Genomic DNA, 12,375 nt, shown 5'->3' on the forward strand with positions numbered 1-12,375 from the left:
AATCACAACTTAACTAATATATTTTAATCCTTCGCCCAAAATTACCATATTTTGGGCTATTTTTATCTGATTTTTCTTAACATTCAACATTTCTGGGGATAATTATATTGCTTGAGAAGACTTTTAGCGTGTTTGATGGCAGTAGATTGTCGATTTTATATTTCCTCATAGATTGTTGCACTATTTTTTTTATATTTGCATCCAAGCCATTTCTCTAACTTATCTATGTAATCTTTCCGAGGAAGCCCAGTATTTAAAAATTCAAAATGTAAGACATACCATAATTCAAAAGCTTCATTAGAGTAAGCAACTTTAAATCCTTCTTTTTCAGCGATCGCAAGAGCATTGTTAAAATCTTGCTTAGGCCAATCATCGCGATCAAATACACACCAAATTTGATCGTAATCTCCTTGAGTTTTTAATTCTTTAGCTTCTTGTACTAGTTTACTTGGATTGTAGCCAAAACCTCTAACATCAATTTTCTTGACAGTCGTGGAAACGCGAAAACTCATGAAGTAATTTGGCTCGGTTTTTTCACCTTCACAAATATATAAGTTTACCATAGCGATTATCAAATCATATCAGCTATTAAATACTACTCGTTTAGCATAAAACGCGATCGCGCTAAAGTAAAAGTCCTATACTAGGTAGCTACTTCCATGTTTTAGTTTATGGGTTGCTTAGAGAAGGCGATCGCACATACATGACTACTCTAACTATGCAATGCCTACAGCAGTAAACTATGCACTTTCCTAATTATCCACGAATTGCATCCATAAATTATTCCTGAGAATTGTTTCCTCTTTCTTTGCTATTATCGGCTAAATCAACTTTTGGCTCAACTTTTGGTCGTCCATAATTAGCTAAAGTTTCCCCTTCTTCCAGATATACAGCAGAGTATTTACTCAACCCAATACGTTGTGAAGTATAAATTCCAGAATGACCCGAAAATAAGTAGCTTACAACACAGCCAATAGCAACAAATATTCCTGATTCCAAACCAAATAGTTCAACTCCCATTAAGGTTGATGCCAAAGGTGTATTTGCTGCACCCGCAAATACACCTACAAATCCCATTCCTGCTAACAGTGGTGCAGGTAATGCTAAAAGTAACGATAAAGCATTACCTAAAGTTGCACCAATAAAAAATAAAGGTGTTACTTCTCCTCCTTTAAATCCAGCACCTAAAGTTAAAGCAGTCATACCCAATTTGGCAGCAAAATCCCAAGGAGGTAGCTGAGTATAGAAAGAATCAACGATAGTTGGGATACCAAGCCCAATATACTTAGTTGTTCCACTTAACCCAACAATTGCTGCTATGATCGCACCACCGAGCAAAGGACGCATTGGAGGATAAGATATCTTAGCTTTAAAGAAGTGACTAATTTTATGAGTTACTTGAGCAAAGAATCTCGCTACAATTCCAAAGATTGCTCCTGCGATAATGGCAGAAATCAGCCCCCAAATTGTCAACGTTGGTATCGAGGGAGCGTGTCGGTATGCAGTATGATGCAAACCCAATAACAAAGTTACTTGATTTCCCACGATCGCAGCAATTAAAGAGGGAAAAAGAGCATCATAATGAATTTTACCAATCGCTAAGACTTCTAGACCAAATACAGTTCCAGCTAGGGGAGTACCAAAAACTGAAGCAAATCCTCCACTGATACCTATTGTTAATAAAATCCGTCGATTAGCTCCTTGAAAACGCAATATTTTAGTTAACTGGTCTGCCAAAGAAGCACCCATCTGTAATGCTGTACCTTCACGACCGGCTGAACCTCCAAATAAGTGAGTCAGGTCTGTTCCTAGTAGAACAAGAAGAGCCATACGAAAGGGAATAATATTTTTGGGTTTATGGATTTCTTCAAGTAAAAGATTATTCCCGGCTTCTACAGTCCGACCAAATTGATGATAAATCCAACCACTCAAGAAGCCGCCAAGGGGAAGCAAGGCGATAATCCATCGATGCGATTCTCGCCAATCAGTTGCCCATTCCAATGATGCTAAAAGAGCTGCGGAGGCAGTTCCAGCAAGAATGCCAACTACAAAGGAAATGGGCAACCATTTAATTAGGTGGGGTAAAGCTATAAACGGTTCGGACTGACGAAAGTGTTTCATACCGTGACTCCTTGAGGTGCGATTTGTAGACTTACACTTTCTACAGGGGAGTCAGGTAATGCATTTAGCCAAGCCCTACTCTCCCGCAGTAAGTCAGGAAAGTAGGAGCCATCAGCCTTCCAATTATTAATTTAACCTGTACTGGAAAGGCGGTTTTGGCGAGCTCCATCGCCATAAATACTATTTAATTAATTCAACAATACCATTTTTGCTTTTGTATTACTTTAAAAGTTTTACTATTTGTTCCTCTAAATTATCAGCAATTACACAGTAGCGATGCCTATCTTGAAAAGTGACGCTCCTAAAAGTGGAAGTTCCGCCTGCATCAATAATTTTTTTACAAACTTCCCGCTAAAGATAGATGTATTTTTTATATATTAAAGATAAATATACTTCTGAAGAAATAAAGTATCAAAAACAACTAAATTATCATTGATAAAAGTTAAGCGGGAAAACCGTACTTATCTAATAGGTTTTCTGTACCATATATCTAAGTTTAGCTGGATACAATCAAAGCGTGGCTTATATTAATGCTGTTTTCTAAAAAATTTATACAGCATTAGCAGGAGAGCGAAAAGATGACAAATCAATTGAAAACGGCTGCTTTGCTAGCTGCGCTAAGTGGTCTTTTGATCGCAATTAGTTATTGGGTAATTGGCGGTACTAGTGGCTTGATTATCGGGATTGGCTTGGCAGCAGCAACCAACCTGTTTTCCTGGTATCAATCAGATAAGATTGCCCTAGCAGTATACCAAGCCCAGCCTGTGAGTGAAAGGGAAGCACCAGGACTTTATCGGATGGTGCAGAGATTGAGCGATCGCGCTAATATTCCCATGCCTAAAGTTTACATCGTTCCCAGCCAAGGTGCTAACGCCTTCGCTACAGGGCGCGATCCAGAACACGCTGCTGTGGCTGTCACTGAAGGTATTCTAAATATATTGCCAGATGATGAACTCGAAGGTGTTATCGCCCACGAGCTAACCCATATTATTAATCGTGACACTCTCACTCAAGCTGTTGCTGCTACTGTGGCTGGTGCGATCTCATTCCTAGCCCAAATAGTTAGTTACAGCCTATGGTTTGGTGGTTCACGAGATGACAACAGAGGTGGAAATCCTTTAGGTGTTTTATTAACAGTCGTGCTTGCGCCAGTGGCGGCGACAATCATTCAGCTAGCAATTTCGCGCACACGAGAATTCTCTGCTGATGCAGGTTCAGCTAAATTAACTGGTAATCCCCGCGCCTTAGCTAGGGCATTGCAACGCTTAGAAGCTTCAGCAAAGCAGATGCCTTTAAATGCTAATCCAGCTTATGAGCCGTTATTAATTATCAATTCCATCTCTGGACAGTTTATGGGTAACTTATTTTCCAGTCACCCAGCTACAGAAATGCGAGTTGCAGCATTACTGAAATTAGAGCAACAACTGCCAACAAAAACTTATTAATTTGTCATTAGTCATTTGTCATTAGTCCTTTGTGAAATAAATGACTAATGACCACCCTGCGGAAAGTCAAAAGTCAAAAAAATAAGAAAGGATACAAGCTTCTAAATTTACTGATGGAAAGCGATCGCTTAGAAAACTCTTGGGCGGTAATTCAAGATGAAGCTGAGAGAAACTGGCACTTATTGATGAAAGACTTCGTAGACTTCAGCTTTCGCGTACAAAAGGCGGCTATTGCTGCTTGGGAAACCTTCAATAATCCTTACTCTCGTTAAAGAAGGTGCGATGCCTACGGCGGGCTACGCCTACGTAGATAAATATTTTAGGGGCGTACATCTGTACGCCCCTTTTTATTGTCAACATTAATCGGTTTATTTGCTAATTATAAATGACTATTTGCCGATCTTTAGCTTGTATAGCAATCCTATTTGAGTTGTGAAAATTAACGAACTGCCTTTCCTTCAGAACGCTACACAAACGCGCAGCGTCTCGTAGAGAAGAAAAGAAAGAGAAGTTTTCACAATTAATTTAGGACTGCTATATCAATATCAAACATAAGAAATAGATGATTCACTAAACTAAATAGCCTATACGATAAAAAGCGTAAATATTCAGTACTCTCAGTTTCATAAATAGGAAATAAGCAGTGTTACCAAAGAAGCCCCCCGCTACCAATCAAACTCAGCGCTGGACATTTGCTCAACTTTTTGGACTGGTAAAGCGTAATCCCCTAATGATTTCGCACTGGGCGATTCGCTGGGTAGTTGTGGGGACTGCTGGTGGTCTATTTGCAGCGTTGTACTGGAATGTTTTAGAGTTTTTAACTCACAGACTCCAGCGATTTGAGGGTTTTAGCCTCCTGATAGCGATGCCACTTAGCGGTTTAGTTATCGGTCTGGTGATTCATTTTTTGGGAAATCCCGGTGAAATCGCTGTGATTGTTGATAATATTCATTTTCATAGCGGACGCCTAGATGTTCGCAAAAATCCTTCAATGATTCTTGCTTCTCTAGTCAGCATCTCGGCAGGCGGTAGTGCTGGCCCAGAAGCACCACTCGTACAGGTAACAGGTTCTTTTGGTACTTGGGTTGCCGATCGCTTAAAACTCCAAGGTGAAGACCTCAGAACTATGAGTTTAGCAGCAATGGCGGCTGGCTTCACTGCCTTGTTTGGTGCACCTCTTGGCGGTGCAATGTTCGCCTTGGAGATTTTGCACCACGAGCATATTGTGGAATATTACGAAGCTTTAATGCCAGCTATTGTTTCGAGTTGCGCTAGCTATCTGGTGTTTGCAGCAATCACACATTTGGGTATTGCGCCCACTTGGCATTTTCCTCAGTATCACTTAGAAAGTATTGATGATTTTGCGATCGCGATCGCGTTTGGAATTATCGGGGCGGTGGCAGGATGGATTTTTATGGGTATTTTTCGCGGCTGCGATGCCTTTTGGCAAGCTGTTTCACGTCTGGGCGTCTCTGTACCAACTCCTATTCCCATTTATGTACGCACAACACTAGCAGGAGTGGGAATTGGCAGTTTAGCAGTTTTATTACCCCTCACCCGTTATTTTGGACATGAAGAGTTAGATTCAGTCCTGAGAGCTAACTTTAGTGCTGTTTTTCTTTTAACTCTAGCTCTTGGGAAAATGGCTGCCATTAGCATTACAGTAACAGGTGGGTGGCGCGGTGGATTCATCATTCCCCTATTTTTCACTGGTGCTTGCATTGGTAAAGCAGTAGCAGTCTTAATTCCAGCACTCGATCCTGCCTTAGCGATGATTTGTACAATGGCGGCTGTCAATGCCGCCGTAACGCGCACACCCATAAGTACGACTTTACTACTGTCAAAACTGACCAACTTGAGTCCTTTGACGCCGATCCTTTTTGCCAGTTTAATTGGATTTTTTCTTGCCCCTAAAGTTCCTCTGATTGCATCTCAACTCAAATCCCCCAGAGAAGCTACGGATTGAACAAGCGCCTGAGTTAGCTACCCAGGCATAAACAAGCAATATATGATAGAATTGTATCAAATTATAGCAATTATTCAAGAGCAATTTAGAATAATTTTGCGCTTTGTTGAGTAAAAAAGCTAAAATCTACGATTTTTGGAGATTTTTAGGTTATGACAACCTCACAGGAGAGGATTATCCCGACAGACTTGCGAAACGAAATGTCGCAGTCTTATCTGGAATACGCCATGAGCGTGATAGTGGGTCGGGCGCTGCCAGATGCTAGGGATGGTCTAAAACCTGTGCATCGTCGCATTCTCTACGCAATGCACGAGCTAGGTCTGCTCCACGATCGCCCTTTTAAGAAATGCGCCCGTGTGGTGGGTGAAGTATTGGGTAAATATCACCCCCACGGTGACACGGCAGTATATGACGCCTTGGTGCGGATGGCGCAAGATTTTTCCATGCGATCGCCATTAGTTGACGGACATGGTAACTTTGGTTCGGTAGATAACGATCCGCCAGCCGCCATGCGGTACACAGAATGCCGCTTGCAAGCTTTAACTAGTGCTGGTCTACTCCACGACATCGAGTATGAAACTGTAGATTTCGCCGATAACTTCGACGGTTCCCAGCAAGAACCCACAGTCTTACCAGCACGGATTCCGCAGTTATTGCTCAACGGTTCCTCTGGTATTGCTGTGGGCATGGCCACTAACATTCCGCCCCACAACTTGGGGGAATTAATTGATGCTTTGGTGGCAGTAATCCACAATCCCGAAATCACCGACATCGAATTAATGCAGTATGTCCACGGCCCAGACTTTCCGACTGGGGCGCAGATTTTAGGAACATCTGCCATTCGAGAAGCTTATACTACCGGGCGTGGTTCCATTACCATGCGTGGTGTCGCTAACATTGAAACCGTTGAACAACGGGGACGCCCAGATAGAGAAGCAATTATCATTACTGAATTGCCTTATCAAACTAACAAAGCGGCGCTGATTGAAAAAATCGCCGAAATGGTGAACGAAAAGCGTCTAGAGGGGATTGCAGATATCCGAGATGAAAGCGATCGCGACGGGATGCGAATTGTGATCGAACTCAAGCGTGATGCTTATCCCCGTGTTGTGCTGAACAATCTCTACAAGCAAACGCCACTGCAAGCCAACTTCGGCGCAAATATGCTGGCGTTGGTGAATAGCGAACCCCAAGTACTCACCCTCAAGCAGTTCTTAACCGTCTTCTTGGATTTCCGGATCGAATCCATAGCCAGACGCACCCGCTACGAACTGCGGAAAGCCGAAGAGCGCGACCATATCCTCCAAGGATTATTAATTGCCCTGTCTCATTTAGATGCAATTATTGTCTTAATTCGTCATGCTCCAGATGCACCCACAGCGAAAGGCGAATTAATCACAACTTACGGACTTTCAGAAGTGCAAGCAGATGCGATTTTGCAAATGCAATTGCGGCGCTTGACTGCTTTAGAAGCAGACAAAATTCGTCTAGAACACGAAGAATTACAAGCGAAGATTGCCGACTTGCAGGATATTCTGGCGCGGCGGGAGAGAGTGCTAGAAATTATTGAAACCGAAGTCACACAACTGAAAACTAGCTTCGCCACACCCCGCCGCACGGTGATTTTACCAGGGGAAGGGGAATTAGACGATCGCGACCTAATTGCCAATGAAAAAGCGATAATTCTGGTGACAGAACAAGGCTACATCAAACGGATGCCCGTCAATACTTTTGAGGCGCAAAGCCGTGCTACCAGAGGTAAAGCCGCAGCCAAGGTGAAAGATGATGATACTGTTGAGCATTTTTTGACTTGCTGCGATCACGACAGTATTTTATTCTTTAGCGAACGTGGCGTCGTCTACTGCTTAAAAGCGTATCAAATTCCTGTTAGTTCGCGTACCAGTCGCGGTACCCCAATCGTTCAGATGCTACCGATACCCAAAGAGGAAAAAATCACCTCAATTGTCCCGGTTGACGAGTTTAGCAACGAAGAATATTTGGTCATGCTCACCAAAGGTGGCAATATCAAGAAAACCGAATTGGCAGCCTTTAGTCATATTCGCGCCAATGGTTTGATTGCCATTTCCTTAGAAGAAGGCGACCAACTCCGCTGGGTGCGACGCGCTAGAGTCGAGGACAGTGTAATTATTGGTTCTCGTCACGGGATGGCAATTCACTTCCGGTGCAACCACGAACAACTGCGTCCTTTAAGTAGGGCGACTCGTGGGGTAAAAGCGATGAAACTCAAAAATAAAGATGAACTGGTGGGTATGGATATTCTTCCCGCAGCAATTCTGGAAACTTTGGATACAGTTATAGAAGCCGAAAATGAAGATATCGAGACAATTGAAACAGAAGATATCGAAATTACCGAAATTAATGAAGAGTCAGTAGAAGTCTCTAGCAGTGGCATTGTTGGCCCTTGGGTGTTGGTAATTACAATGGGAGGATATGGTAAGCGCGTACCAGTTGCCCAATTCCGACTGCAAAATCGTGCTGGTCAGGGTTTAATGGCAACCAAGTTCAAAAACCGCAAAAACAAAGACAAGTTAGCAACCCTACGCATTGTCAACAACGATACTGATGAAATGATGATGGTGACAAATCGCGGTATTATCATCCGTCAAGCGGTAAATGCGATTTCTATCCAATCGCGATCGGCAACTGGAGTCAGAGTGCAGCGTTTAGATGAAGACGACGCCATTACTGGAGTGGCAATAGTTCCACCTGATGCTGGCGATGCAGAAGAAGCAGAGTAAGAAGCAGGGGGAGCAAGGGAAGCAGGAGAGGCAGGGGGAGAGGTTTATCTTTTTGCTCCCTTGGTTAATTGCCTTAGCTAGCGGCATTTTAATGGGGCTAACTGTAGCCCCAGTAGGTGCATGGTTCTTGGCTTGGATTGCTCTAATTCCTTTATGGGTGTTAGTTGTCACTTCGGCCAAACGCAAAAACCAATTCCCTCCTGCTTTCTTCTGGGGTATTGGTTTTCACGGTGTCGCCCTATGGTGGATTACCGGAATTCATCCGATGACATGGTTGGGAGTTCCTTGGTTGCCGAGTTTGGCAATCACCCTTTTTTGTTGGGGATTTATCACTGTATTGGGAGGGGTATTTGTTGCTATTTGGGCGACTGTAATGGTTCACCTGAGCGAGCAAAAACCGTGGCTACGTGTACTGATTGGTACAGCTGTCTGGTGCGGCTTAGAGAGTCTGTGGAGTGCTGGGCCTTTGTGGTGGAGTTCTCTTGCTTACACACAAAGTCCGCACAATCTCGTAATTGTACACCTTGGTCAGCTCTCTGGGCCTAATACTGTCACAGCAGCGATCGCTGCTGTTAATGGGTTGATCGCTGAAGCATATATAAACCGCCAAGACACCAAGATTTTCTCTGTGTTCTTTACGCCTCTGCGGTTCGTTAATAAATACTTAGCTACCGCCACAGGATTATTAATTACTTTACACCTCATCGGTTTTATCTTGTACAGCCGTCCCATCGTCCAATCCCCAGAAGCAGCCTTAAAAGTGGGGATTGTTCAGGGTAATATCCCGAACCGACTTTTACGAAGTTCTGAAGGGTTTCGTCGCGCTCAAGAAAATTACACCAGTGGGTATATAACTTTAGCAAATCAAGGTGTAGATGCAGTCTTGACTCCAGAAGGAGCCTTACCTATTTTCCAGCGTAATTTGCTGGAAACGGCCTTAGTTGCAGCCGTGAAAGAAAAAGGCGTAGTTGCTTGGATTGGGGCTTTTGGCGAACGGGGAGACAGTTATACAATTAGTTTGTTTACTTTCAATACTAAAGGTGAGATTGTTAGCCGCTACGACAAAGCTAAATTAGTACCTTTGGGAGAATATATTCCCTTTGAAGGAATTTTAGGCAAATTAGTTCAACGCTTGTCGCCTTTGGATGCGCACCAAGTTGCTGGTTCAGCAAATCAGCTATTTGACACTCCTTTTGGTCGAGCGATCGCTAGTATATGTTATGAATCTGCTTTTCCTGAACAATTTCGCCGTCAAGCGGCAGCAGGTGGTCAGTTTATCCTCAGTTCTTCTAACGATGCTCATTACACTGCATCTATGCCATTCCAGCATCATGCACAGGATATCATGCGGGCAATTGAAACCGATCGCTGGTCAGTACGAGCAACTAATACCGGATATTCAGCCTTTGTAGATCCTCATGGCAAAACCTTATGGATGTCTGGATATAATACCTACGAAACTTATGCTGAAACAATTTATCGGCGACAGACACAGACTTTATATGTGCGTTGGGGTGATTGGTTAACACCGTTATTATTGATTTCCTCTGGAGGAGCTTGGCTGATAATTCGTGGTATAAAGAAATTCAGTAATTTGGGCAATTCCTAGCAGATTGAGTCTTTGGAGTTATTAGCGATCGCTTGACTATTTAATCACAAGTCAACTTTCTATTATCGGGCGGCTTTTGGGGGAAAACTTTTCAATTTACTAAAATTATGGAGTTCAGAGGCGGTGAGGTTGCGCCATTGACCTAATTGTAGGTCATCTAATTGTAGGTGAGCTATGCTGACTCTGACCAGTCGCAAAGTCGGAAACCCGACAGCCGCGGTCATACGTCGTACTTGGCGGTTTTTTCCCTCTGTCAAAGTCATTTCCAACCAAGCTGTTGGTACATTTTTGCGAAATCTAATCGGTGGGGTGCGTTCGGGTAACTGTGGTTCTTCTCGTAAGAGCCTAACTTCTGCTGGTTGAGTGTGGTAATCTTGAATTTCTACACCTGATTGCAGCCTTTTGATGGCTTCTGCATCTGGAATTCGCTCCACCTGTACCCAGTAAGTACGTTTATGACCAAAACGCGGATGAGCGAGGCGATGTTGCAATTGTCCATCGTTCGTTAACAGTAGCAATCCTTCACTGTCCCAGTCTAAGCGTCCTACAGGATACACATCGGACACATCAATATAATCTTTTAGGGTGCTATGTGTGGGGGCATCTTTTGTAAATTGGCTAAGAACGCCATAGGGTTTGTAAAAAATAATATATCGGTAATGATTAGTCATTTGTTATTTGTAATTAGGCATTAGGCATGGGGATTGAATCTTCAATTTTGAGTTTTGAATTTTGAATTGATTTCTCCCTCATCTTCCCCAGTCCCCAGCCAGTGGGAAAGTTTTGGCACTACTTTTGTTGTTTATGATGCTAAAAATCCTGCTCCTGCTGCTTTACAACAGTCGTGGCTCAGGTTTCAAAAAGGCGATCGCCCCATTATATCTGGTCGTTAACAAGTTTTAATTGAAAGTGCTGGAGTGCGATCGCTTATTTAGCTGGCATTGCCAGAGTAGCGATTAAAAAATGTTCAAAAATGCCGCAGCTACGCTCGTTGTTATTAACTTTTTCAAGAGAAAAAATGCTGTTTCACTACATCTAGGCGCGAACAGTTCCAATAATCGATATGGGAGACAATCAAATTATCAGAGTTAAGACCTAATTCACTCCAACCAGGAATAGAGATCCGTGGCTTCCAGGGGAGAGGAGTATTCCAACTAAGTGTCCACTCAGTTTTTATTGTGTCTCCTAAATGTTGAATATTATGTAAATCCATCTTGGGATTTAAAAACCAAGTTTCGATAAAATTAATCATTGCTTTGTAACGTTTAACACCACGAAATTTATTCAGTGGGTCTTGAAAATAAACGTTTGGAGTGTAGATGCTGTAAGTTTGATTGACTGGGAATCTTTGATAGTCTTCTTTAAGGATTTCAATGATATCCATGATAGATAAATATATCTGTAAATTGGTTTAATACGAAAACTAAAAAATGGAAATTAACCCTCATTCCATAAACGTTCTAACTGACGCCGCCAAGCAGTTAGGACTTCTTCTCGCCCTTGTGAAGTTTGATTTATTTCGCCCATCATTCCTTCGGCGTAAAAGCGTTCTAAGCTTTGCATGGTAGCTTGCAAAGATTGTCCTTGCTGTTTTGCTGCCAGAATAACTTGCCGGATGCGGCTTTCAACTAGTCGATTAAAGACATTATCTAATCTAGCCTGATGGAGAGATACAAGTCGGTTGATTGCATTGGATAAATCTGCACTCACTAAAGTACCACTGTGATGTTGAAAGACTCCCCAAACTACCCCTTCATATAAAGCGTAACGTACTTCTTGAGTGTTATCAAAGTTGGCTTCTAGGAACTGTTCTAAAAATGGTCGGGCTTCTTGAATAGGGAGAATAGGCAGTAAAACTCGCAGCCAAGTATTATCTTCGGAAAGCAGCACCAACAGCCGAAAAGTAGGAGTGTCTACTTGCCACGAACCAGGAGCGATCGCATTAATAGCTGCTGTATCAAATAATTCTGTGAGCGTACCCGTAATTTCTTCAGGTGTCATAAGCCGATCCAAAAATACTAAAAATTACTTTTACGATGTGTAGCGAAGCTTCACACTTTCTTCTCGCTTCAACCTGGAAGCGTCGGCGCTACCCAGTCAGCAAGCTGAAACAACCGAACTGCCCGCTTTATCTAAATTAATCGAAACATTCAAATCTTGATCGCGTTCAATTAACCTTTGCTTAGATATAGCCTCTAGATTAGCGCAGAGGTGGATCAGCTTATTCACTAGAATGCTGTGGACTCCGTTCATAAAAAACTCAGGATTCTTTAAACTCTTGATTAGCTCCAATAAAATCGCAAACGGGGCAATTCTGAAAAATAAGAAGTACAGCACTTTGCAAGTAAATTAAATACACCCCTCTCCAACCCTCCTTTAACCAAGGGGCTACCGTGTACACACAAGTCTTTTATTGCTGCGTAACGTAGGATGGGCTAATCTTTACAGGTTGATACATTGGCATTGCAGGTTGAT

Annotated in this window: 11 protein-coding genes and 1 riboswitch; of the genes, 6 read left to right on the top strand and 5 right to left on the bottom strand. The window is 42.7% G+C overall.

Annotation, left to right across the window (positions count from 1 at the left end):
* Positions 1-155: 155 nt before the first annotated feature.
* On the bottom strand, positions 156-563 hold the full coding sequence (locus tag V7K56_RS14580; RefSeq protein ID WP_334911593.1) for an RloB family protein: 408 nt from the start codon (positions 561-563) through the stop codon (positions 156-158).
* A gap of 217 nt (positions 564-780) precedes the next feature.
* Entirely contained in the window at positions 781-2,121 is a 1,341-nt protein-coding gene (locus tag V7K56_RS14585; protein ID WP_334911595.1) for a voltage-gated chloride channel family protein, read from the bottom strand.
* 95 nt (positions 2,122-2,216) lie between these two features.
* A riboswitch (Fluoride riboswitch) is annotated at positions 2,217-2,303 on the bottom strand.
* A gap of 396 nt (positions 2,304-2,699) precedes the next feature.
* On the opposite strand from V7K56_RS14585, the gene V7K56_RS14590 reads away from it, so the two are divergent.
* The 5 genes from V7K56_RS14590 to lnt all read left to right on the top strand — a co-directional run bounded on the left by V7K56_RS14590 (position 2,700) and on the right by lnt (position 9,900).
* Entirely contained in the window at positions 2,700-3,566 is an 867-nt protein-coding gene (locus V7K56_RS14590; protein WP_334911597.1) for a zinc metalloprotease HtpX, read from the top strand.
* 47 nt (positions 3,567-3,613) lie between these two features.
* Positions 3,614-3,838, top strand: a complete 225-nt coding sequence (locus V7K56_RS14595) for a hypothetical protein (RefSeq protein WP_334911599.1) — start codon at positions 3,614-3,616, stop codon at positions 3,836-3,838.
* 371 nt (positions 3,839-4,209) lie between these two features.
* Positions 4,210-5,532 (top strand): chloride channel protein, encoded by a 1,323-nt coding sequence (locus V7K56_RS14600; protein ID WP_334911601.1) that lies wholly within the window; start codon positions 4,210-4,212, stop codon positions 5,530-5,532.
* A 152-nt stretch (positions 5,533-5,684) separates the two neighbouring features.
* Positions 5,685-8,291 carry a DNA topoisomerase (ATP-hydrolyzing) subunit A gene (gene gyrA / locus V7K56_RS14605; protein ID WP_334911603.1) on the top strand — a complete coding sequence of 869 codons (2,607 nt, stop codon included), beginning with the start codon at positions 5,685-5,687 and terminating at the stop codon, positions 8,289-8,291.
* The gene (gene lnt, locus V7K56_RS14610) at positions 8,272-9,900 is read left to right on the top strand and encodes an apolipoprotein N-acyltransferase (RefSeq protein ID WP_442940044.1); all 1,629 of its coding nucleotides are present in this window, start codon (positions 8,272-8,274) and stop codon (positions 9,898-9,900) included. Before gyrA ends, lnt begins: the two co-directional genes overlap by 20 nt.
* A 62-nt stretch (positions 9,901-9,962) precedes the next feature.
* Here the strand turns inward: lnt and V7K56_RS14615 are convergent, their stop codons facing one another.
* Complete coding sequence (locus V7K56_RS14615) at positions 9,963-10,571, bottom strand: rRNA large subunit pseudouridine synthase E (RefSeq protein ID WP_334911607.1); 609 nt, start codon at positions 10,569-10,571, stop codon at positions 9,963-9,965.
* Positions 10,572-10,625: 54 nt separating this feature from the next.
* Here V7K56_RS14615 and V7K56_RS14620 point away from each other — a divergent pair, with 54 nt between their 5' ends.
* Positions 10,626-10,793 carry a hypothetical protein gene (locus V7K56_RS14620; RefSeq protein ID WP_334911609.1) on the top strand — a complete coding sequence of 56 codons (168 nt, stop codon included), beginning with the start codon at positions 10,626-10,628 and terminating at the stop codon, positions 10,791-10,793.
* Positions 10,794-10,906: 113 nt separating this feature from the next.
* Here the strand turns inward: V7K56_RS14620 and V7K56_RS14625 are convergent, their stop codons facing one another.
* Entirely contained in the window at positions 10,907-11,284 is a 378-nt protein-coding gene (locus V7K56_RS14625; protein ID WP_334911611.1) for a DUF2358 domain-containing protein, read from the bottom strand.
* A gap of 53 nt (positions 11,285-11,337) precedes the next feature.
* Positions 11,338-11,901, bottom strand: a complete 564-nt coding sequence (locus tag V7K56_RS14630; protein WP_334911614.1) for a hypothetical protein — start codon at positions 11,899-11,901, stop codon at positions 11,338-11,340.
* Positions 11,902-12,375 lie beyond the last annotated feature (474 nt).

Origin of the sequence: Nostoc sp. (assembly GCF_036917535.1) — a bacterium.
Taxonomy (GTDB): Bacteria; Cyanobacteriota; Cyanobacteriia; order Cyanobacteriales; family Nostocaceae; genus Nostoc.